Origin of the sequence: Aeromonas sp. FDAARGOS 1406, from assembly GCF_019048565.1 — a bacterium.
GTDB lineage: Bacteria > Pseudomonadota > Gammaproteobacteria > Enterobacterales > Aeromonadaceae > Aeromonas > Aeromonas caviae.
Window position 1 is genome coordinate 4230533 of sequence record NZ_CP077378.1, and the last position, 21547, is coordinate 4252079.

18 protein-coding genes are annotated in these 21547 nt (G+C 64.2%); 9 read left to right on the forward strand and 9 right to left on the reverse strand.

Features of this window, described 5'->3' with window-relative positions; translation table 11 throughout:
• Positions 1-157: 157 nt before the first annotated feature.
• From trpA to I6L36_RS19985, 6 genes are all read right to left on the reverse strand, one after another.
• The gene (trpA, locus tag I6L36_RS19960) at positions 158-964 is read right to left on the reverse strand and encodes a tryptophan synthase subunit alpha (protein WP_124813311.1); all 807 of its coding nucleotides are present in this window, start codon (positions 962-964) and stop codon (positions 158-160) included.
• The gene (gene trpB / locus I6L36_RS19965; RefSeq protein WP_041213214.1) at positions 961-2154 is read right to left on the reverse strand and encodes a tryptophan synthase subunit beta; all 1194 of its coding nucleotides are present in this window, start codon (positions 2152-2154) and stop codon (positions 961-963) included. The genes trpA and trpB overlap by 4 nt, the downstream gene beginning before the upstream one ends.
• A gap of 65 nt (positions 2155-2219) precedes the next feature.
• Entirely contained in the window at positions 2220-3725 is a 1506-nt protein-coding gene (gene trpCF, locus I6L36_RS19970; protein WP_216986837.1) for a bifunctional indole-3-glycerol-phosphate synthase TrpC/phosphoribosylanthranilate isomerase TrpF, read from the reverse strand.
• A complete protein-coding gene (gene trpD, locus I6L36_RS19975; RefSeq protein WP_053288294.1) occupies positions 3725-4738 on the reverse strand; it encodes an anthranilate phosphoribosyltransferase in 1014 nt (337 codons plus the stop codon). The genes trpCF and trpD overlap by 1 nt, the downstream gene beginning before the upstream one ends.
• Before the next feature lie 10 nt (positions 4739-4748).
• Positions 4749-5348: an aminodeoxychorismate/anthranilate synthase component II gene (locus I6L36_RS19980; RefSeq protein ID WP_069785302.1), complete on the reverse strand. Its 600-nt coding sequence runs from the start codon at positions 5346-5348 to the stop codon at positions 4749-4751.
• Positions 5341-6975 carry an anthranilate synthase component 1 gene (locus I6L36_RS19985; RefSeq protein WP_216986838.1) on the reverse strand — a complete coding sequence of 545 codons (1635 nt, stop codon included), beginning with the start codon at positions 6973-6975 and terminating at the stop codon, positions 5341-5343. The genes I6L36_RS19980 and I6L36_RS19985 overlap by 8 nt, the downstream gene beginning before the upstream one ends.
• 424 nt (positions 6976-7399) lie before the next feature.
• On the opposite strand from I6L36_RS19985, the gene I6L36_RS19990 reads away from it, so the two are divergent.
• The 6 genes from I6L36_RS19990 to tesB all read left to right on the forward strand — a co-directional run bounded on the left by I6L36_RS19990 (position 7400) and on the right by tesB (position 12883).
• Positions 7400-8281: a PHP domain-containing protein gene (locus I6L36_RS19990; protein WP_010673701.1), complete on the forward strand. Its 882-nt coding sequence runs from the start codon at positions 7400-7402 to the stop codon at positions 8279-8281.
• A gap of 125 nt (positions 8282-8406) precedes the next feature.
• Complete coding sequence (locus I6L36_RS19995; RefSeq protein WP_010673702.1) at positions 8407-9027, forward strand: L-threonylcarbamoyladenylate synthase; 621 nt, start codon at positions 8407-8409, stop codon at positions 9025-9027.
• Entirely contained in the window at positions 9020-9901 is an 882-nt protein-coding gene (locus tag I6L36_RS20000; protein ID WP_216986839.1) for a ScpA family protein, read from the forward strand. Before I6L36_RS19995 ends, I6L36_RS20000 begins: the two co-directional genes overlap by 8 nt.
• Positions 9902-9942: 41 nt before the next feature.
• On the forward strand, positions 9943-10635 hold the full coding sequence (gene scpB / locus I6L36_RS20005) for an SMC-Scp complex subunit ScpB (protein WP_216986840.1): 693 nt from the start codon (positions 9943-9945) through the stop codon (positions 10633-10635).
• A complete protein-coding gene (gene rluB / locus I6L36_RS20010; RefSeq protein WP_039039190.1) occupies positions 10628-11551 on the forward strand; it encodes a 23S rRNA pseudouridine(2605) synthase RluB in 924 nt (307 codons plus the stop codon). Before scpB ends, rluB begins: the two co-directional genes overlap by 8 nt.
• Positions 11552-12019: 468 nt before the next feature.
• Positions 12020-12883, forward strand: coding sequence for an acyl-CoA thioesterase II (tesB, locus tag I6L36_RS20015; protein ID WP_041214836.1), 864 nt, complete (start codon positions 12020-12022; stop codon positions 12881-12883).
• Between the two features lie 63 nt (positions 12884-12946).
• On the opposite strand, the gene I6L36_RS20020 is transcribed toward tesB, so the two are convergent.
• From I6L36_RS20020 to I6L36_RS20030, 3 genes are all read right to left on the reverse strand, one after another.
• Positions 12947-14122, reverse strand: coding sequence for a dicarboxylate/amino acid:cation symporter (locus tag I6L36_RS20020; RefSeq protein ID WP_216986841.1), 1176 nt, complete (start codon positions 14120-14122; stop codon positions 12947-12949).
• A gap of 168 nt (positions 14123-14290) precedes the next feature.
• Positions 14291-14854: a bifunctional 2-polyprenyl-6-hydroxyphenol methylase/3-demethylubiquinol 3-O-methyltransferase UbiG gene (locus tag I6L36_RS20025; RefSeq protein ID WP_254203449.1), complete on the reverse strand. Its 564-nt coding sequence runs from the start codon at positions 14852-14854 to the stop codon at positions 14291-14293.
• A 90-nt stretch (positions 14855-14944) separates the two neighbouring features.
• Entirely contained in the window at positions 14945-15580 is a 636-nt protein-coding gene (locus tag I6L36_RS20030) for a TetR family transcriptional regulator (RefSeq protein WP_216986842.1), read from the reverse strand.
• A 154-nt stretch (positions 15581-15734) separates the two neighbouring features.
• Between I6L36_RS20030 and I6L36_RS20035 the strand changes: the two genes are divergently transcribed.
• From I6L36_RS20035 to I6L36_RS20045, 3 genes are read left to right on the forward strand one after another with little or no spacing between them, the layout of a single operon-like run.
• Positions 15735-16916: an efflux RND transporter periplasmic adaptor subunit gene (locus I6L36_RS20035; RefSeq protein WP_216986843.1), complete on the forward strand. Its 1182-nt coding sequence runs from the start codon at positions 15735-15737 to the stop codon at positions 16914-16916.
• 17 nt (positions 16917-16933) lie between these two features.
• A complete protein-coding gene (locus I6L36_RS20040; RefSeq protein ID WP_125117353.1) occupies positions 16934-20083 on the forward strand; it encodes an efflux RND transporter permease subunit in 3150 nt (1049 codons plus the stop codon).
• The gene (locus I6L36_RS20045) at positions 20076-21491 is read left to right on the forward strand and encodes an efflux transporter outer membrane subunit (RefSeq protein ID WP_043155092.1); all 1416 of its coding nucleotides are present in this window, start codon (positions 20076-20078) and stop codon (positions 21489-21491) included. The genes I6L36_RS20040 and I6L36_RS20045 overlap by 8 nt, the downstream gene beginning before the upstream one ends.
• The last annotated feature ends 56 nt before the right edge of the window (positions 21492-21547 follow it).

Below are 21547 nucleotides of genomic sequence, written 5' to 3' on the forward strand. Positions count from 1 at the left end.
AGAGACTGAGTCCTGAAGTAGCTGCAAATCTCCAGGAGCAGTAGCACTCGTTGGCGACAGAACAAGGAAATAGAAAAGGGAGCCTGTCAGGCTCCCTTTTACGTGGTTATGCGAATTGGCATATCAGGTCCACAGACAGCTGACCCTATTCCTAACCTTATCGATTAGTCGCCGCCTTCATCCCTTCCACAAACTCCTTGAGGCGGGTGAGCATGTGCTCCGGGTTCTGGTGGTGGGTCTCGATGATCTTCACCACGGCGGAGCCGGAGATGGCACCGGCGGCGCCAGCCTTGATCGCTTCACGTACCTGGGCCGGTTCGCTGATGCCAAAGCCGAGCAGGGCGGGGGGGGCGTTGAACTCGCGCAGGGTGTTGATGAGCCCCTCCACCGGCATGCCGGCCTTGGTCTCGGCACCGGTCACGCCGGCGCGGCTCACCAGATAGGTGTAACCGGAGCCGAGCTCGGCAACAGCCTTGAGCGTCTCGGCATCGCCATTGGGCGGGGCGATAAAGATGCTGTCGATGCCGAACTTGTCGGCCGCCGCCTTGTAGGGGGCGCACATCTGCACCGGCACGTCGGCCACCAGCACCGAATCCACCCCCGCCTGCTGGCACTTCTCGTAGAAGCCGTCGATGTGGCGCACATAGACCAGGTTCGCGTAGACCAGGAGGCCAATGGGGAGCTGCGGGTACTTGGCGCGGATGCGGGCGAGCAGGCCGAAGCAGTCGTCCGGGGTGGTGTGGCTGGCAAAGGCACGCAGGGCGGCACCCTGAATGGTGGGGCCGTCCGCCACCGGATCGGAGAAGGGAATACCGAGCTCGAGGGCGTCGGCGCCCCCTTGGACCAGGGCATCGACGATGGCCAGGGACAGTTCGGGGGTGGGGTCACCCAGCATCACGAAGGGCACGAAGGCGCCCTGATTGGCCTTGTCCAGACGGGAGAAGAGTTGAGCGTAACGGTTCATGACAAGGTTCCTTCTTTTTCAAAGATGTCGGCAACGGTGAAGATGTCTTTGTCGCCACGGCCGGAGAGGTTGACGATGAGCACCTGCTCTTTTTCCGGTTCACTGCGGGCCATCTTGAGGGCATGAGCCAGGGCGTGAGAGGACTCCAGCGCCGGGATGATCCCTTCGGATTTGGCCAGCTCCTGGAAGGCGTCCAGCGCCTCCTTGTCGGTCACCGAGGGGTACTCGGCGCGGCCGATGGCGGCCAGGTGGGCGTGCTGGGGGCCGACGGAGGGGAAGTCCAGCCCCGCCGAGACGGAGTAGGACTCCTGGATCTGGCCCTGGTTGTCCTGCATCAGGAAGGAGTGCATGCCAAAGAAGACCCCCTTGCTGCCGTGACCCAGCGGCGCGCCGTGCTCGCCGCTCTCGATGCCGTGACCACCGGGTTCGACCCCGATAAGGCGCACTTCAGGGTTGTCGATAAAGTCCGCAAACATGCCGATGGCATTCGAGCCGCCGCCGACGCAGGCGATCACCGCATCCGGCAGGCGCTCCTCCTTCTCGAAGCACTGGGCCTTGGCCTCTTCCCCGATCATCTTCTGGAACTCCCGCACGATAGTGGGGAAGGGGTGGGGGCCGGCGGCGGTACCGAGAAGGTAGTGGGCGGTTTCATAGTTGGCAGCCCAGTCGCGCAGTGCCTCGTTGCAGGCATCTTTGAGGGTGCTGGAGCCGGAGTGCACCGGGATGACGGTGGCGCCCATCAGCTTCATGCGAAATACGTTGGGCTTCTGGCGCTCGCAATCCTTGGCGCCCATATAGACCCGGCACTTGAGGCCGAGCAGGGCACAAGCCAGGGCTGTGGCGACGCCGTGCTGACCGGCGCCGGTCTCGGCGATGATCTCGTGCTTGCCCATGCGCTTGGCAAGCAGGGCCTGACCCAGCACCTGGTTGGTCTTGTGGGCGCCGCCGTGCAGCAGATCTTCACGCTTGAGGTAGAGGCGGGTCTTGGTGCCCTTGGTCAAATTGCGGGTGAGGGTGAGCGGTGTCGGGCGACCGGCGTACTCGGTCAGGAGCGCCTGAAACTCGGCGACGAAAGCCGGATCATCCTTGGCATCGACGAAGGCCTTCTCCAGCTGGAGCAGGGCGGGGATGAGGATCTGGGGCACATACATACCACCAAATTCACCGAAAAACGGATTGAGCAGGGTCATACATTATTCCTTGTGCTTATGGGCAAACGCAGTTCATTAATTCGTTGAATGAGTCACGGGGGCGCTCACAGTTGGCACAGGGCGCCAAAGGCGGCCGCCAGCTTGTGGGCATCCTTCCTGCCCGGGGCACTCTCCACCCCGGAGTTGAAATCAAGGCCGAGGCAGCCCACTTGCGCGGCCTCGAGGGCGTTGTCGGGGTTGAGGCCCCCCGCCAGCATCAGTTTGCTCTTGTCGAGCCCGGCCAGCAGAGTCCAGTCGAACGCCTGACCGGTGCCGCCGCTCTGGCTGCCGACTTTCGTATCCAGCAGCAGGCGATCCGCCGGGTAGTCGAGGGTGGGCAGGGGCTCGCCACTTGTGACTCCAACCGCTTTCCAGATCTGGCAGCCTGCCGGCAGCAGGGGGCGCAGGGTCTCGACATAGGCGGCATCTTCATCCCCGTGCAGTTGCACGGCGGCGAGCCCCAGCGCATCCACCGTCTTGGCGATGGTGGCGGGCTGGGCATTGCGAAACACCCCGACGTAAGAGAGCGGCGCACCCGCCATCACGGCGCGGGCGGCGGGAATGTCCACGTAGCGCGGGCTTTTCGCCACAAAGATGAGGCCGCCGAACACAGCCCCCGCCTGATGGGCGGCGGCGGCGTCCTCGGGACGGGTCAGGCCGCACACCTTGTTCTGGCCGAGCACGAGCTTGCGCACCGCGGCCTCCAGATCCGGCTCCGCCATGAGGGAAGATCCCACCAGGAAGCCCTTGGCGTGGTGGCGCAGGGCCGCCACCTGGGCGCGGTGGTTGATGCCGGATTCGCTGATCACCACCCGATCCCCCGGGATCCTGGCCGCCAGTTGCCGGGTGCGGGCAAGATCGACGCTCAAATCCCGCAGATCCCGGTTGTTGATGCCAATCACCGGGGCGCCGAGGTCGATGGCGCGGGTCAGCTCCTCCTCGTTGCTCACCTCGGTGAGCACCCCCAGGCCCAATTCTTTCGCCACTTTGAACAGGGCGCGATACCCCTCGTCGGTGAGCACGGAGAGCATCAAGAGGATGGCGTCCGCCTGATAGTGGCGGGCCAGATAGACCTGATAGGGGTCAATCATGAAGTCCTTGCAGAGGACCGGCTGCTGGACGCGGCCCCGTACCCGGGGCAGGAAGGCGAAATCCCCCTGGAAGAACTTCTCGTCCGTCAGCACCGAGATGGCGGTGGCGTAGTGGCCATAGATGTCGGCGATGGCCTCCGGGCTGAAGTCGTTGCGGATCAAGCCCTTGGAGGGGGAGGCCTTCTTGCACTCCAGAATGAAGCGGGTGGAGCCTTGGCGCAGATCCCCCTCGAAGTCCCGATCGCTCGGGGTGAGCGCGTCCTGGAAGCTCGCCAGGGGCTGGCTCTCCTTGCGGGCGGCGACCCACTCCTGCTTGGCCGCCACGATCTTGCCGAGAATGGTCTGGCTGATGGAGGCCATGTTCAGAAAGGCGTGGGGAGCAATGACATCTGACATCTCGTTATCCTTGCGAAGCTGGCTGTTGCCCGTCGGGCGTTCTGGGTGAGTGCCCCTGGGGCACGCTGCGGTGGTGGCTGACATCATGCCTCCTGATGGCTCAGGGTGGCGAGATCCCGGGCGAGGAGGGCGGCCTGGCCGCTTGCCAGCACCGCCAGCACCCGGGCGGCGGCCTGCCTAAAGTCCGGGGCCTCGCCCGCCATGACCAGGAGCGGCGCCACGTTGGCGGCGATGGCGGCGTTGTGGGCCGGGCTGCCGCGTCCTTCCAGGATGGCGGCGGTGATGGCGCGGTTCTCCTCGGGCTCACCGCCCTGGATGGCGCTGACCGGGTAGGTGTCGAGGCCAAAGTCCGCCGGGGTGAGCAAGTACTCGCGAATTTCGCCGTCACGGATTTCCGCCACCTGGGTCGGGCCGTGGATGGCAATCTCGTCGAGACCGGCGCCGTGCACCACCATACCGGTTTTCAGGCCGAGTGCCAGCAGGGTTTCGGCGATGGGGCGCACCAGCTCGGGGGCATAGACCCCCATCAGCTGGAAGCTGGGACGAGCGGGGTTGATGAGCGGCCCCAGCACGTTGAACAGGGTGCGGGTCTTGAGGGCCTGGCGCACCGGCATGGCATGGCGCACCCCGGCGTGGTACTGGGGGGCGAACAGGAAGCAGACCCCGAGCTCGTCCAGGCAGCGGCGGGCCTGGGTCGGGCTCATGTCGAGCTTGATGCCCATTTTATCGAGCAGATCGCTCGACCCCGACTTGCTCGAGACCGAGCGGTTGCCGTGCTTGGCCACTTTCAGGCCGCAGGCGGCGGCCACCAGGGCCGAGGTGGTGGAGACGTTGATGGTGTTGAGGCCGTCCCCTCCGGTGCCGACGATGTCGCAGAAGGCATAGTCCGGGCGCGGGAAGTCGCGGGCTTCGGCCAACAGCGCCTCGGCGGCGCCGGCGATCTCCTCCGGGGTCTCCCCCTTGATCTTGAGAGCGGTCAAAAGGCTCGCGAGCACGATGGGATCCACTTCACCACGAACCACCTGGCCGAAGGCGTCGCGGGCGGCGTCGCGGGTGAGAGACTGACCCTGATAGAGGGTGTTGAGATGTTGATGCATGGTCTCTTCCTTACCGCACGTGGCTTTCTGGACGGGTGACATGGGCGAGGGCCTGGGTGAGCAGGCGGGCCCCTTCGCTGGTCATGATGGATTCCGGGTGGAACTGGAAGCCCAGCACCCGCTCGTCACGCTGCTCGATGGCCATGGGCATGCCCTGATAGTGGGCAATCACCTGCAACTCTTGTGGCACATAGGTGGCCACCAGGGAGTGGTAGCGGGCCACCGGCAAGGGGCTCGGCAGCCCCGCGAAGGCACCATGGCCGTTGTGCTCGATGAGGGAGCGCTTGCCGTGGACGATTTCCCCCGCCGCCCCGACGGTGCCGCCGTAGGCTTCGCACAGGGCCTGATGACCGAGGCAGATGCCGAGGATGGGCACCCGGCCCCGGGCCAGCTTGATGAGGTCGATGAGGCAGCCCGCCTCATGGGGCGCGCCCGGCCCCGGGGAGAGCACCAGGACGGCGTCCCCTTCGCAGGCGTCGATCTCACTCATGATGCGGCTCGCCTGCAGGCTGTTGCGGTAGATGCGCACCGGGTAGCCCAGGGTGCGGAACTGGTCGACGAGGTTGTAGGTAAACGAGTCGAAGTTGTCGAGCAGGAAGATGTTAGTCATGGCTCACGTCCTTGTGTTGTTCCTGCTGGGCGCTGAGGGCCTGCAGGGAGGTGCCATGGCTGGCAGCGATGGCGGCCAGCACGGCCGCCGCCTTGGCACGGGTCTCGTCCGCCTCGGCCTGGGGTTTGGAGTCATAGACCACCCCGGCGCCGGCCTGGACATGGGCTACCCCCTCTTTCACGAAGGCGGAGCGGATGACGATGCAGGTGTCCATCTCCCCCGCGCCGTTCAGGTAACCCACGGCGCCGCCGTAGCTGCCGCGACGCTTGCCTTCCACCATGCGGATAAGCTCGCTGGCGCGCAGCTTGGGGGCACCGGTCAGGGTGCCCATGTTCATGCAGGCCTGGTAGGCGTGCAGGGCGTCAAGGTCGGCGCGAAGGGTGCCCACCACCCGGGAGACCAGGTGCATGACGTGGCTGTAGCGATCCACTTTCAGCAGATCCTTGACGTAGCGGGTACCGGGGGCGGAGATGCGGGCGATGTCGTTGCGACCCAGATCCACCAGCATCAGGTGCTCGGCCACCTCTTTCTCGTCCTGGCGCAGCTCCAGCTCGATGCGGCCGTCCAGATCCAGGTTGATGCTGCCGTCCGGGTTGAGGCCACGGCGGCGGGTGCCGGCGATGGGGTACATCTCCACCTGGCGGCTGTTGGCGCAGAACTTGACCGCGCTCTCGGGGGAGGCGCCAAACAGGGTGAAGCCCTCGTCCTGCACGTAGAACATGTAGGGGCTGGGGTTGGTCTGCTTGAGGCGGCGATAGGCGGCGACGGGATCCGGGCAGGGGAGGGAGAAGCTGCGGGACGGCACCACCTGGAAGATGTCACCACGGCGGATGAAGCCCTTGAGCTTCTCGACCTCGGCGCAGAACTGCTTGTCCCCCTTGTCGACGGCCAGGACGCCGGTCAGCGGCGCCGAGCCCTGCGGCGCAGGCAGCGGCTGCTGACAGGCCTGCTTGAAGGACTCGAGGCGAGCGGTCAGGCGGGCGTAGCGCGCGTCCAGCTGCTCATCCTCTTCGCCGCCGAACAGGCAGGCCAGCAACTGGGTACTCTGCTTGATGTGGTCGATGGTGATCAGGGTCTCGGCCACATAGAAGCAGTAGTCAGGGCAGTCGTTGCTCCCCTCTGGCACCTCGGGCAAGTCTTCAAAGGAGGCGATGAGGTCGTAGGCGAAGCTGCCCGCCATGAAGAGGGCCTCTTTGCCCTGCGGGCATTGCAGCTCCCGCTGCAGGGTGCGCAGCACGTCCAGCACGCTGCTGCCCTTGAGGCGGCTGTCTTCGTCAAGCTCCCGATCGGACGCCGGGAAGTCGAGGTGCAGCTCGTCCGCCACCCGGGTCTGGGTGATGACGGCGGGCAGGCGCTGCTCCAGCAGGCTCAGCAGGGCGGCGCCGTTGTCGCCGAGGGGGCGCACCTGCACGGTGCGGCCGCGGCACTCGATGCGCAGGCAGGCGTCCACCAGCAGCAGGCTCTGGGTGCCGGCCTTGGAGTCGATCTCCACCGATTCGAGCAGCAGGTTGTTGGGTCTGTCCTGGCAGAGTCGGGTATAGAGTGCCAGGGGGTCTGTCACATAGGGGGCATTGAGCCGGATGGTATCGAATTCGCCCAGGGGCAAACGGGTCTTGTTGCCTGTCATAATGCCTTCCCTTGCATGTGTTGTGTGTCACCGATGGTCATGGCGCTGTCTCTCTTGAAAATGGGTCGGGTTCGGGTCACGTCAGCGAGTTCGCCATCGCCATGTCAGTGTGCTTCTCTGAATTGTCGGTTTCATCACAGGTCCATTTGCCGGATAATAAAAAAGCCCGCTGGGGTCAGCGGGCTTTTTCTTTGGGTTCTTAACTTGCTGTCAGATTACAGGTACAGCAACGACCACACGCCCGCATGTCAGGGAGTGTGCCACCACCAGATGGTCAGGATGGAAGTCGCTTGCATGAGATTGAGTCCTGTAAAAAGATGTTTGCAATGAAGTGCCTACAGAAAACGATAAAGCCGCGGCCAAGTCAAGTCGCTTTTTTGCCGGCCTTTTCCAGGCAGGTCCCAAACAAGAGCGAAACACGCCGATGAGATTCGATCTTCATTGCCACACCACCGCCTCGGACGGGGTGCTGAGCCCCGCCGACCTGGTGCGCCGCGCCGCCGAAAAAGGGGTGGAGGTGTTAGCGGTCACTGACCACGATACCCTCGACGGGCTTGAGGAGGTGCGCCAGACCATCTCGGCCGACCAGTTGCCACTGCGCCTGGTGAGCGGGGTGGAGATCTCCACCGGGTGGGAGCATCACGAGATCCACATCGTGGCCCTCGGGGTGGACGAGAAAAATCCCCAGTTGCTCGCCTTTCTGGCAGGGCAGCGAGCCCGCCGGGAGGCGCGCGCCGAGGAGATCGGGCGTCGTCTGGAGAAGTGCCTCATCCCGGGCACCTATGAAGAGGCCAAGCAGCTTGCCGGTGACGCCGCCGTGACCCGGGCCCACTTTGCCCGGGTGCTGGTGGCGCGCGGGGTGGCCGACAATATGCAGAAGGTGTTCAAGAAGTACCTGAGCCGGGGCAACAAGGGCTATGTGCCCGCCGAGTGGCCTGGGATGGGGGAGGCCATCGAGGCCATCCACGCCGCAGGCGGGCTGGCGGTGCTGGCCCACCCGAGCCGCTACAATCTCACCGCCAAGTGGATCAAGCGGTTGCTGGTGGCCTTCAAGTCCGTCGGGGGGGATGCCATGGAGGTCTCCCTGCCCCAGCAGAGCCCACAGGAGCGGGCGAATCTCGGCCAGTGGGCCAGGGAGCACGATCTCTATATTTCGGTGGGGTCCGATTTTCACTTCCCCTCCAACTGGACCGAGCTTGGCCGCCACCTCTGGCTCCCCAAGGAGGGGATGCCGCTGTGGCTCGGTCACCCCGGTCATTTCGGGCTCACCCCCGAGGAGCATGCGGGCCTGCTGGCCAGCCGCTGACCCCCCGGGCCGGCATCTTTGATGCAGGCGAGTCTGCGTCAAACAGGTTAAGGTAGTGTCATGGGCCAAGGGGCCCTTGACCATGAAGCGGGCAACGAGCGTGCCCCCTATCGCGAGAAGAGCATATGAGTCAGCATTTTTACGTACATCCCGACAATCCCCAGGTTCGCCTCATCAGCCAGGCGGTGCAGATCCTGCAAAACGGCGGCGTCATCGTCTATCCCACCGACTCCGGCTACGCCCTGGGCTGCCAGATGGGCAACAAGGATGCTTTGGAGCGTATCTGCCGCATCCGTCGCATCGAGCCGAACCACGACTTCACCCTGGTGTGCCGTGATCTCTCGGAGATCTCCACCTATGCCAAGGTGGACAACACCGCCTTCCGGCTGGTCAAGAACAACACCCCCGGACCCTACACCTTCATCTTCAAGGCCACCAAGGAGGTGCCGCGTCGCCTCATGAACGAGAAGAAGAAGACCATCGGCATCCGGGTCCCGGCCAACAACATCGCGCTGGCCTTGCTCGAGGCCCTCGGTGAGCCGCTGCTCTCCACCACTCTGATCCTGCCGGGCTCCGAGATGGCGGAGTTCGACCCCGAGGAGATTGCCGACAAGCTCGGCAAGCAGCTGGATCTGGTGGTCAACGGCGGGTATCTGGGCGAGCAACCCACCACTGTGGTGGACTTCTCCGACGACGAGCCCGTGCTGCGTCGCCGCGGTGCCGGGGATCCGACGCCGTTTGAGTGATCTTGCCGACCCCGTGCCCGCGCTGACAACCCCCGCGGGCACGACGGGGGAGGCTTCCCTTCCCCCGCCCATCGCCACCGTGCTGGGGCAGCCCTACCATGAGCTGCCCCAGGACTTGTTCATCCCCCCCGATGCGCTGGAGGTGTTTCTCGACACCTTCGAGGGGCCGCTGGATCTCTTGCTCTACCTCATCCGGCGCCAGCAGCTCGACATCCTCAACCTGCCCATCCTGCAGATCACCGCCCAGTACATGGAGTACGTGGATCTGATGCAGGGTCTCAACCTCGAGCTGGCGGCGGAATACCTGCTGATGGCGGCCTGGCTCGCGGAGATAAAGTCCCGCCTGCTGCTACCCAAGGCCCCGGAGCTGGAAGACGAGGATGAGGGAGAAGACCCTCGCGTCACCCTCATTCGTCGCCTGCAGGAGTACGAGCGCTACAAGCTGGGGGCGGAGCGGGTCAATGCCCTGCCGAGGGTGGAGCGGGAGATCTTCGTCGCCGCCGCCATGGCGCCGGATTTTGGTGCCTTGAAGCCATTGGCGCCCGATGTTTCTCTGGTTGAACTCGCCCTTTACATGCAAAGTGTGGTAAAACGCGCGACTCATTTTGAACATCACCAGATCCGCCGCGAGCAGATCCCGACCCGGGTAAGGATGGCGGAGATCCTCGCCATGCTCTCCCTGGGCCAGACCCTGCGCCTGGAGCAGGTGCTGCGGGCCGAGGAGGGGCGCATGGGGGTGCTGGTGACCTTCCTGGCCCTGCTGGAGCTGTGCAAGGAACAATTGATCTGGATCTTGCAGGCGGAGCCCCTGGGCCCCATCCATTTTGCCCTGGCCAGTCAGGGGAAAGGGGAGGAGCATGAGCATCTACACTGAGCGAGGGGCGGCGCCAGGGGCGTGGACCCGGGAGGTCCACCGTGGCGCTGCCTGCTGAACGATTGAAGACCCTGATCGAGGCGGCGATCTTCGTGGCGGGGCGTCCCCTCACGGTGAGCGAAATCAAGGGCAGCGTGCTCTCGGACTACCCGGTCACCGGCCGCTATGTCCAGCTGCTGCTGGCAGAGCTCAGACAGGATTACAGCGAGCGGGGGGTCGAGCTCAAAGAGGTGGCCTCCGGCTGGCGTTTCCAGGCCCGCCAGGAGTATGCCGAGGAGCTGTCGCGCCTGTGGAGCGAGCGGGCTCCCCGTTATTCCCGCGCCGTGATGGAGACGCTGACGCTGATTGCCTATCGTCAGCCCATCACCCGGGCGGAGATAGAAGCCATCCGCGGGGTGGCGGTGTCGAGCCAGATCGTCAACACCCTCAAGGAACGTGGCTGGGTGCGCAGCATCGGCCACAAGGAGGTGGCGGGTCGCCCCGAGCTGCTCGCCACCACCCGTGAATTTCTGGACTATTTCAACCTGCAGAGTCTGGAGCAGCTCCCCGAGCTGGATCCCGAGCTGCAGGCCCCCTTGTCGCTCATGCCGGGCGAGGGCGGTGACGGTCAGCCTCTGGCAGGCCGTGCTGAGCATGAACATGGTGGGGAGGCCAACGAGGCCTTCCCACAAGAGCCAAGGTTGTCCGCGATGTCGGCGGGCAGCGATCAACAATCAGGTAAACCCGATGAGTGAAAAACTGCAAAAAGTATTGGCCCGCGCGGGTCAAGGCTCCCGTCGTGAGATGGAGGCCCTGATCACCGCAGGTCGGGTCAGCGTGGATGGCAAGGTCGCCACGCTGGGGGATCGCGTCGAAGTGAACGCCGTGATCCGGGTGGATGGCCACCAGGTCAAGACCCGCGCCGCAGAGGAAGTGATCTGCCGCGTGCTGGCCTACCACAAGCCCGAAGGGGAGATGTGCACCCGCCACGATCCGGAAGGACGTCCCACCGTGTTTGATCGTCTGCCCAAGATGGATGGCGCCCGCTGGATTGCGGTCGGCCGCCTCGACGTCAACACCTCCGGTCTCTTGCTGTTCACCACCGACGGCGAGCTGGCGAACCGCCTGATGCACCCGAGCCACGAAGTGGAGCGGGAATACGCGGTGCGGGTCTTTGGCGAGATCACCGAAGCCATGCTGCAGCGCCTGCGCAAGGGCGTGCAGCTGGAAGACGGCATGGCCAAGTTCAACAAGATCAAGCCGGCCGGCGGTGAAGGGCTGAACCAGTGGTTCAATGTCACCCTGACCGAGGGCCGCAACCGGGAAGTGCGCCGCCTGTGGGAGTCCCAGGAAGTACAGGTGAGCCGCCTGATGCGTATCCGCTACGGCGACGTCAAGCTGGATCGCGGCATCCCCCGCGGCGGCTGGCAGGAGCTGAAACTGCCCGAAGTGAACTACCTGCGCGGCCTGGTCAACCTGCCCAACGAGACCGAATCCAAGGTCGATCTGCAGCAGGATGGCAAGAGCACCCGCCACAAGCAGGCCGCCCAGATCCGTCGCGCCGTGAAGCGCCACAAGGAGATGCAGGGCAAGGAGCCGCGCGCCCGTGCCACCACCGCCCGTCGCAAGCCGACCTCCTCCACCCGCAATTCCGGCACCGGCAGCAAGTAAGCCGCCGCCACGGGCCGCTCGCCCCCGGCACGCCACAAGCCCGCACCCCAAGGTGCGGGCTTTTTTGTGTTCCGGACATGTTCCCGGCCTGGTACGACAAAGAGGGCGGCGCAGGGGCAATGCTGTTCACTTAAGAGAATTTGAGTTCCAGTCCACGTAGTATCAGGACAAAAAAGCGAGGGAGGCATGATGCCTCCCTCTTTCTATTGCAAGCCCCGCTGGATAAAGGCTGGAGGAAGATCGACTGGACACAGCCTTGCCCCCTCAACTCAAATCCAATTTATGAATAATCAGTCAAAAAAGTGCTTATCTGAACAGCATTGCGGCGCAGGGGGCTTTTTCATTCCTTTTGCTAATGCATTTTTGTTTTCATTAATTTCTCTTTCTTTTTTTCGACCCTGCCGAGGGAGCTGTTGCCCTGCCGGGACGGGCTTGTTAGCCTTTCGCGCACAAAGACAGGAGAAACCAATGAGCAAGGTACTGGATGAGCTGCTGGCGTTGCTGGCGCTCGAAAAGATCGAGGAGGGCCTGTTTCGGGGCCAGAGCCAGGATCTCGGGTTGCGATCCGTGTTTGGCGGACAGGTGATGGGGCAGGCCTTGTCAGCCGCCAAGCAGACGGTGGCAAGCGACCGCCAGGTCCACAGTTTCCACTCCTACTTCCTGCGCCCCGGGGATGCCAACAAGCCCATCGTCTACGACGTGGAGAACATCCGCGACGGCCAGACCGTCTCCACCCGCCGGGTCAAGGCCATCCAGAATGGCAAGCCCATCTTCTACCTCAACGCCTCCTTCCAGGTGGAGGCCGAGGGCTTCGAGCACCAGGCGAAGATGCCGGGCGGCATCACGCCCCCCGAGCAGCTCAAGAGCGAGCTGGAGCTGGTGCGTCCCTACGAGCAGATGATCCCGGCGGCCCTGCGGGACAAGATCCTCTGCGAGAAGCCCATCGAAATTCGCCCCGTGACCCTGGTGGACCCCATTCGCCCGGATGTTCACGAGCCCCTTCGCTACACCTGGTTCAAGGCCAATGGCCCGGTGCCGGACGATCAGCGGGTCCACAACTACCTGCTGGCCTATGCCTCCGACTTCCACTTCCTGTTCGCCGCCCTGCAGCCCCACGGGGTCTCCTACTGGGAGCCGGACATGCAGGTGGCCACCATCGATCACTCCATGTGGTTCCACCGGGAGTTCCGGCTGGACGACTGGCTGCTCTACGTGGTGGACAGCCCGAGCGCCAGCGGCGGTCGGGGTCTGGTGCGCGGCCAGTTCTTCACCCGGGATGGGGTATTGGTGGCGAGCACCATGCAGGAAGGGGTGATCCGTCGCCGGGGCTGAGACGCCCCCTTGCGCCAACGAAAAACGGGAGCCGATGGCTCCCGTTTTTTATTGCCTGCGCTATCAGGCTGCGTCCTGCTCGGTGCTGAGTGCTGGCTCGCCCCGGGCGAAGCGGTCGGCCCACAGGGCGATGACGCCGTCACCGGTGACGTTGCAGGCGGTGCCGAAGCTGTCCTGGGCCAGGTAGAGGGCGATCATCAGGGCGATGGAGGCCTCACCGAAGCCGAGCATGGAAGTGAGCAGGCCGAGCGCGGACATGACACCGCCACCCGGTGCGCCCGGCGCGGCAATCATGATGACGCCCAGCATCATGATGAAGGGCACCATGGTGCCGTAGCCCGGAATGGCCAGGTGTTCGGAGAGGAACATCACCGCCGTGGCGCAGGTTACCAGGGTGATGGTGGAGCCGCACAGGTGGATGGTGGCGCACAGGGGCACGGTGAAGTTGGCGATGCCGTCGCTCACGCCGTTGCGCTTGCTGGCTTGCAGGGCCACCGGAATGGTGGCGGCGCTGGACATGGTGCCAAGGGCGGTGAAGTAGGCGGGCAGCATGTTCTTGATGAGCATGACGGGGGAGCGCCCTTGGGCGAGGCCGGTGCCGACGAACAGGACGCAGAGCCAGATCCAGTGCATGACGATGGCCATCACCAGCACCACTCCGAAGGTCTTGAGGGTGGCGAAGACGGTGCCTTCCACCGTCATCTCGACGAAGACTCCGGCGATGTAGAAGGGGAGCAGGGGAATGATCACGCGTGCCAGCAGGCGGTCGATGATGTCACGGCCCTGATCGGCGACCCGGCGCAGGTCGGTGGCCTGGGTGGCGCTGATGCCGATGCCGAACACGAAGGCGGCGGCCAGGGCCGACATCACCCCGAACAGGGGCGGGATCTCGAGGTTGATGTAGGAAGCGAGCTTGGTGGCTGACTCGGCGGTGGGCTCGGCGGCCGTGGTCAGGTGCGGGATCAGGTGGCTCGCCACGGTGAAGGCGAACAGGCCCGCCAGTATGGTGGAGCAGTAGGAGAGCCCCACCGTCTTGCCCAGCAGCTTGCCGGAGTTCTTCGGCAGGCTGGCGATGCCGCTCATGATGAAGAAGAGGATGATGAGCGGGATGGTGAAGGTGATGAGCTGGCCTATCACCGTCTTGGCGGTGAACAGCACGCGGGCGACCCATTCGGGGGCATAGAGACCGAGCAGCAGGCCGGTGAGGATACCGGCAACCAGATTGAGAACGAGTTTCATGGGGGAATCCAGGTGTTGGTGTCTGATTTGTTATTTAATTTTGATTTTAATGCCGCTTTTTAACACAAACACCGCATCTTGTCTGCTTTATGGTGGTTAACTCAGGGTTAAATATTGTTAACGGGCTGAATGCCGTGAGGTGTCACTGTCCCCGGGGGCTTTCGCGGATCAGCGCCGCACCAGCAAGGCGTGCAGCCAGGGGCCGTTCACTTCATCTTCCCCCACCCAGCCATGGTGCAGGGTAAAGGGGAGGGGAGCGATCAGGCGTCGCAGCCCCGCCTCGTCGAGCCGGGTCTGCAGGGGATATTCCCCCGACCGTGGCAGCGGTTCGCCCTCCCCGTGGGGGAAGGAGGCGTAGAGGGGGCCCCCGGCCTTGAGCAGGGTGGCCAGATGACCGAGCGCCGGGGCTATCTCGTGTTCGGGCAGACAGGGGAGGGAGCCGCTGGCCCAGATGCCGTCATAGGGAACGACGCTTTGCATCTGCTCAAAGCGGCAGACCCGCACCGGCTGGCCGCACAGGCGCGAGGCGGCGGCGGCCTGCGCCCGGCTCGCATCGAAGGCGGTCACGGTGAGGCCTTGCTGGCGAAAGAGGCGCAGATCCTCTCCTGCCCCGCAACCGGCCTCCAGCAGATGACGGCCGCTGCCCAGCAGGGCCAGGAAGAGGGCATGGGCGCCTGCCACGGGGGCGGGGCGAGGGGCGGCGTCGTGCGCCGGCGCGGGGGCGTGTGGCAAGGGTGTCGGGCTCATCGTGGTGGGGGGCGTTACTCTAGCAGGTTTGCCCCCGGCTGTTGAGCATTGGCGGGGGCGGCGCGTCTTGCCGACTCAGGGGTGGCGGCGAAGGGTGGGGCTCGCGATGAGGGTGAACAGGGTATCGAGGAGAAAGTCCGACTCCTCAATCAGATCGATGCGATCCGGGAAGTGCAGCCAGTTGATGATGTAGCCGTCCAGGGTGCAGTGGAGCAGGGTGGCGGCGCGGCGCAGATCCAGCCCCTCGGGCAGTTGGCCGCGACGCACGGCATTGGCCAGGGTGATCTCCAGATCCCGGAAGAAATTCATGGATTGCAGGTGCATGTGCTCGCGCATGACGGCGGCCTCTCCCTCCATGGATTCCAGATTGAACATGATGGTGAACATCTGCTGGTGGGCGGGCTCGGTGCTGATCTTGAGCATCACCTCCTTGAGAAAGCTGCGCAGCTTGCCCAGGGGATCCGGCTCCGCCTCGTCGACGCAGGCATCCAACTGGTGGGCGAGGGGGGCACACAGCTCCTCCCACAGGGTGACGAACAGCTCTTCTTTATTCTTGAAGTGCCAGTAGATGGCGCCCCGGGTGAGGTCCGTCGCCTTAGCGATATCGGTCAGGCTGGTGCGTGCCAGCCCCTGTTGGCAGAAGAGATCCAGGGCCGTGCTCATGATGTTGCAGCGGGTTTGCTGCGCCTCTTCTTTGGTGCGTCTGGCCATTGACTCCGGTCCTGTTTAAAAGTGAAAAAAGTTTCTTACATACATTCATGAATGTATGTATATTGCCTCATCTTCGCCGTTTTACCAACAGGGGCCTTATAAACCCTGTGGTTTTGTCACTTCTTTTTGATTGAAACTGAGGTTCAGAGACTTGATGCATAAACATATTCTCGCACGTTCGGTCGGCCTTGCCTTGCTGGCAAGCGGCCTGCTGGCTGGCTGTGGTGACAAGGACGGGGCCCAGCAGGCCATGGGGGAGATGCCTCCCGCCGCCGTGGACGTGGTCACCCTCCATACGGCCCCCCTGCAACTGTTGTCCGAGCTCACCGGCCGCACCGCCCCCCTGCGGGTGGCCGAGGTGCGTCCCCAGGTGAACGGCATCATCCTCAAGCGCCTGTTCACCGAGGGGAGCGACGTCAAGGCCGGTCAGCTGCTCTATCAGATTGATCCCGCCGTCTATCAGGCCGAAGTGGCTTCCGCCAAGGCCAACCTCGCCAAGGCCGAGGCCAACGAGCGCAGCGCCCGCCTCAAGGCCCAGCGCTACGCCGAGCTGGTGAAGGTGAAAGCCATCAGCAGCCAGGAGTATGACGACGCCGACGCGGCCTGGAAACAGCAACTGGCCGAGATCGGGGCCGCCAAGGCCGCATTGCAGACCGCCAACATCAATCTGGCCTACACCCGCATCACGGCCCCCATCAGTGGCCGCATCGGCAAGTCGGCGGTGACCGAGGGTGCCCTGGTCACCGCCCAGCAGGCGGACAGCCTCACCTCCATCTCCCAGCTCGATCCCATGTACGTGGACGTGCGCCAGTCCACCGCCGACCTGCTGCGCCTCAAGCGCCTGGTGGCCGAGGGCAAGCTGACCCAGGGGGAGAAGGACGGGGCCGGTGTCAGCTTCCAGCTGGAAGATGGCAGCCAGTATGGCGAGAAAGGAACCCTCCAGTTCTCCGATGTGACCGTGGACGAGGCGACCGGCATGGTGACCCTGCGGGTGATCGTGCCCAACCCGGATCAACTGCTGCTGCCCGGCATGTTCATGCGCGCCACCTTGCAGGAGGGCGAGCGCCCGCAAGGCCTGCTGGTGCCCCAGACTGCCGTGACCCGTACCCCCAAGGGCGGTGCCACCGTCATGGTGGTGGCGGCGGACAACAAGGTGGAACTGCGTGAAGTGCAGGTCGGCCGCATGTCCGGCGACAGCTGGGTGGTGGAGTCCGGTCTCAAGGCTGGCGAGAAGGTGATCGTCGCCGGTCTGCAGAAAGTCAAACCCGGGGTCGTGGTGGCGCCCACTGAACGTGCCGGCAACAGCGCACAACAGACCCCGGCAACCAAGCAGTAGGATGGAGTAGTCGCCTCATGGCACGTTTTTTCATAGATAGACCCATTTTCGCCTGGGTGATCGCCCTGGTGATCATGCTGGCCGGGGCCATGGCCATCATCGGCCTGCCGGTGGCCCAGTACCCGACCATCGCCCCGCCGGCGGTTGGCATCTCCGCCAGCTACCCGGGGGCCTCCGCCAAGACGGTGGAAGACTCGGTGACCCAGATCATCGAGCAGAACATGACCGGGCTGGATCACCTGCTCTATATGTCGGCGCAATCCGACTCGTCAGGGAACGTCAGCGTGACCCTCACCTTCAAGCCGGGTACGGATCCCGACATCGCCCAGGTGCAGGTGCAAAACAAGCTGCAACAGGCCATGTCGCTCCTGCCCCAAGAGGTGCAGCAACAGGGCGTGCGGGTCCAGAAGACCTCCAGCAGCTTCCTGATGGTGGCCGCCTTCATCTCCACCGATGGCGCCATGACCAACGATGACCTGGCGGACTATGTGGTAGCCAACATCAAGGAGCCCCTGAGCCGTCTGGACGGGGTCGGTGACATCACATTGTTCGGCAGCCAGTACTCCATGCGCGTCTGGCTCGATCCCCACAAGCTCAACCGGGTGCAGATGACCCCGGCCGACATTCAGGCCGCCATCAAGGCCCAGAACGCCCAGGTTGCCTTCGGCAAGCTGGGGGGGACCCCTGCGGTGAGCGATCAGCAATTTACCGCCACCATCATGGGCCAGACCCGGCTCTCCACCGTGGAGGAGTTCAACAACATCCTGCTGCGGGTGAACCAGGACGGCTCCAAGGTCCAGCTCAAGGACGTGGCCCGGGTCGAGCTTGCCGGTGAAAACTACGACGCGACCGCGCTCTACAACGGCCAGGCCACCGCCGCCGTCGCCATCAAGCTGGCGACCGGTGCCAACGCCCTGGATACCGCCGAGCACGTGCGGACCAAGCTGGGTGAACTCTCCGAGTACTTCCCGGCCAACATGGAGATCGTCTATCCCTACGACACCACGCCGTTCGTGAAGATCTCCATCGAGGAGGTGGTGCAGACCCTGATCGAGGCGATCTTCCTGGTCTTCTGCGTCATGTATCTGTTCTTGCAGAACTTCCGGGCAACCCTGATTCCGACCATCGCGGTGCCCGTGGTCCTGCTCGGCACCTTCGGGGTGATGGCGGCCTTCGGCTTCTCCATCAACACCCTGACCATGTTCGGTCTGGTGCTCGCCATCGGCCTCTTGGTGGATGACGCCATCGTGGTGGTGGAGAACGTGGAGCGTCTGATGAGCGAGGAGGATCTCTCCCCCCTCGAGGCGACCCGCAAGTCCATGACCCAGATCACCGGCGCCCTGGTGGGCATCGCCCTGGTGCTGTCGGCGGTGTTCGTGCCCATGGCTTTCTTCGGTGGCTCTACCGGCGCCATCTATCGCCAGTTCTCCCTCACCATCGTCTCGGCCATGGTGCTCTCGGTGCTGGTGGCCCTGATCCTGACCCCGGCCCTGTGCGCCACCCTGCTCAAACCCATGAAGCACGGTGAATTCGGCGCCCAGCGCGGTTTCTTCGGCTGGTTCAACCGCTTCTTCGACACCAACGCCAACCGTTACCAGAACGGCGTGCGCAAGGTGATCAAGCAGGGCACCCGCTACGGCATCATCTATCTGGCCATGCTGGCGGTGCTGGCGGTGCTCTTCATGCGCCTGCCCACCTCCTTCCTGCCGGAAGAGGATCAGGGGGTCATCATGTCCATGGTGCAGCTCCCGGTGGGGGCGACCAAGGAGCGGACCGAGGTGGTGCTCGGGGAGATGCGCGACTACTTCCTCGAGAACGAGAAGGAGAACGTGGACTCCGTGCTGACGGTGGCGGGCTTCAGCTTCGCCGGTAGCGGTCAGAACAGCGGCATGGCCTTCATCAAGCTCAAGGACTGGAGTGAGCGCAAAGGAGAAGAGCGCAGCGCCAATGCCATCATCGGCCGCGCCATGGGGTTCCTGTTCAGCATCAAGGAAGCCCAGGTCTTCGCCTTCAACCTGCCCCCCATTCCGGAACTCGGCACGGCCACCGGCTTCGACTTCTTCCTGCAGGACCGCGGCGGTCTGGGTCACGAGAAGCTGATGCAGGCACGCAACCAGCTGCTCGGCATGGCGTCGCAGGATCCCAACCTGGTGCGGGTACGCCCTAACGGGATGGAAGACACGCCCCAGCTCGACATCAAGATCGATTACGAGAAGGCGCTGGCCCAGGGGCTCTCCATCACCGACATCAACAACACCCTGTCGGCGGCCTGGGGTTCCTCTTATGTGAACGACTTCGTCGACAGAGGCCGGGTCAAGAAGGTCTATCTGCAGGCGGATGCCCCTTTCCGGATGAACCCGGAAGATCTGAAGCTGTGGTACGTGCGCAACAGCGCGGGCCAGATGGTGCCCTTCTCCGCCTTTGCCAGCACGGAGTGGAGCTTCGGCTCGCCCCGTCTTGAGCGCTACAACGGTGTCTCCGCCATGGAGATCGTCGGTGAGGCGGCCCCTGGCAAGAGTACGGGTGACGCCATGGCGGCCATCGAGGAGATGGTGAAACAGTTGCCGGAAGGGATCGGTATCGAGTGGACCGGCCTCTCCTTCCAGGAGCGTCAGGCAGGCTCCCAGGCGCCGGCCCTGTACGCCATCTCGCTCCTGGTGGTCTTCCTCTGTCTGGCGGCCCTCTACGAGAGCTGGAGCATTCCGTTCTCGGTCATGCTGGTGGTGCCGCTCGGGGTGCTGGGGGCCATTTTGGCCGCGACCCTGCGCGGGCTTGAGAATGACGTCTACTTCCAGGTGGGCCTGCTCACCACGATCGGGCTGTCGGCCAAGAACGCCATCCTCATCGTCGAGTTCGCCAAGGAGCTGCACGACAAGGGGATGAGGCTTGGGGATGCGGTGGTGGAGGCCTCGCGTCAGCGTCTGCGCCCCATCCTGATGACCTCGCTCGCCTTCATCCTGGGGGTACTGCCCCTGGTGATCAGCACCGGGGCGGGCGCCAGCAGCCGAAACGCCATCGGGACCGGCGTGATGGGGGGGATGATCAGTGCCACCGTGCTCGCCATCTTCTTCGTGCCGCTGTTCTTCGTGCTGGTGATGCGCTATTTCACCGAACGCAAGCATGCCGGGGAAGAGAGTGTCCACACCAAGGAGATCAACCATGACTAAGACCCTGATCGCCCTGGGCGTGACCCTGATGATGGGGGGCTGCTCCATGGCCCCCGACTACCAGCGCCCCGAGCTGCCCCAAGGCGCCTCCTGGCAAGCTGACCTGGCCGCCAAGGGGGAACTTGCCCCCTGGCGCCAGCAGTTCCAGGACCCGGCCCTTCAGACGCTGATCGGCACCGCCCTTGAGAGCAACCGGGATCTGCGCCTGGCAGCCCTCAACGTCGAGGCCTACGAGGCGAAATACCGTATCCAGCGGGCGGCCCAGTTGCCGACCCTGGCCGCCAGTGGCAGCGGTACCCGCCAGCAGGGATCCGATGATCTCAGTAGTACGGGGCAGGGCACCATCAGCAGCCAGTATGGCGCCAACATCGGCATCACCGCCTATGAGCTGGATCTGTTTGGCCGGATCCAGAGTCTGAAAGATCAGGCTCTTGAGACCTATCTGGCGCAAATCGAGACCCAGCGCAGCACCCAGATCGCCCTGGTGGCCTCGGTGGCTAATGCCTACTTCACCCTGCTGGCGGATCAGGAGTTGCTGGCCCTGAGCCAGGCGACCCTCGCCACCGAGCAGGAGAGCTATGCCCTGACCGAGCATAAATACCGCCTGGGTGCCGCCTCCGAGATGGAGCTGGCCCAGGGGCGCACGGCACTGGAAAACGCCAAGGTCAGCCAGGCGCAATACCAGCGTCTGGTGAAGCAGGACAGAAATGGTCTGGCCCTGCTGCTTGGCACCGATATTCCGGTGCTGGCGGCACAACCGGCCACCCTGGCCGAGGTGAAACTGGCGCCGATCCCGGTGGGGGCTCCCTCCAGCCTGTTGCAGCAACGCCCGGACATCCTGGCGGCGGAGCACAACCTGAAGGCGGCCAACGCCAATATCGGAGCGGCCCGCGCAGCCTTCTTCCCGACCATCTCGCTCACCGCGACGGCGGGCACCGCCAGCAACCAGTTGAGCGGTCTGTTTGACGGCGGCACCGGCACCTGGACCTTCATGCCCCAGATCAATCTGCCCATCTTCGATGGCGGCAAGCGCGTTGCGGATCTGGACGTGGCCGAGGTGGGGACCAGGCAGGCGGTGGCCAGCTACGAGAAGAGCATCCAGACCGCCTTCAAGGAGGTCGCGGACACCCTCGGTGCCCAGGCGGACTACGCGCAGCAACTGCAGGCGCAACAGGCGCTGGTGGATGCCAATCAGACCTACTTCAGGCTGGCGGAGGTGCGTTACGAGCAAGGGGTGGACAGCTACCTGACCCGCCTCGATGCCCAGCGCTCCCTGTTCAGCGCCAAGCAGGGGCTCATCAGCACCCGGCTCGCCCAGCTGAGTAACCAGGTCGCCCTCTACAAGGCCGTCGGTGGCGGCTGGCAGGCGCCGAAGGACGCAGAGCCGGCATCAGACAAACAGGGTTGACCCCTCGGGGTTGACGTAAAAAGCATCAGGGGCGAACCACTAGGTTCGCCCCGTTT

Bases quoted from the DNA above. Each gene is read 5' to 3' on its own strand.
- trpA (WP_124813311.1), bottom strand. From the start codon at position 964: ATGAACCGTTACGCTCAACTCTTCTCCCGTCTGGACAAGGCCAATCAG.
- trpB (WP_041213214.1), bottom strand. From the start codon at position 2,154: ATGACCCTGCTCAATCCGTTTTTCGGTGAATTTGGTGGTATGTATGTG.
- trpCF (WP_216986837.1), bottom strand. From the start codon at position 3,725: ATGTCAGCCACCACCGCAGCGTGCCCCAGGGGCACTCACCCAGAACGC.
- trpD (WP_053288294.1), bottom strand. From the start codon at position 4,738: ATGCATCAACATCTCAACACCCTCTATCAGGGTCAGTCTCTCACCCGC.
- I6L36_RS19980 (WP_069785302.1), bottom strand. From the start codon at position 5,348: ATGACTAACATCTTCCTGCTCGACAACTTCGACTCGTTTACCTACAAC.
- I6L36_RS19985 (WP_216986838.1), bottom strand. From the start codon at position 6,975: ATGACAGGCAACAAGACCCGTTTGCCCCTGGGCGAATTCGATACCATC.
- I6L36_RS19990 (WP_010673701.1), top strand. From the start codon at position 7,400: ATGAGATTCGATCTTCATTGCCACACCACCGCCTCGGACGGGGTGCTG.
- I6L36_RS19995 (WP_010673702.1), top strand. From the start codon at position 8,407: ATGAGTCAGCATTTTTACGTACATCCCGACAATCCCCAGGTTCGCCTC.
- rluB (WP_039039190.1), top strand. From the start codon at position 10,628: ATGAGTGAAAAACTGCAAAAAGTATTGGCCCGCGCGGGTCAAGGCTCC.
- tesB (WP_041214836.1), top strand. From the start codon at position 12,020: ATGAGCAAGGTACTGGATGAGCTGCTGGCGTTGCTGGCGCTCGAAAAG.
- I6L36_RS20020 (WP_216986841.1), bottom strand. From the start codon at position 14,122: ATGAAACTCGTTCTCAATCTGGTTGCCGGTATCCTCACCGGCCTGCTG.
- I6L36_RS20030 (WP_216986842.1), bottom strand. From the start codon at position 15,580: ATGGCCAGACGCACCAAAGAAGAGGCGCAGCAAACCCGCTGCAACATC.
- I6L36_RS20035 (WP_216986843.1), top strand. From the start codon at position 15,735: ATGCATAAACATATTCTCGCACGTTCGGTCGGCCTTGCCTTGCTGGCA.
- I6L36_RS20040 (WP_125117353.1), top strand. From the start codon at position 16,934: ATGGCACGTTTTTTCATAGATAGACCCATTTTCGCCTGGGTGATCGCC.
- I6L36_RS20045 (WP_043155092.1), top strand. From the start codon at position 20,076: ATGACTAAGACCCTGATCGCCCTGGGCGTGACCCTGATGATGGGGGGC.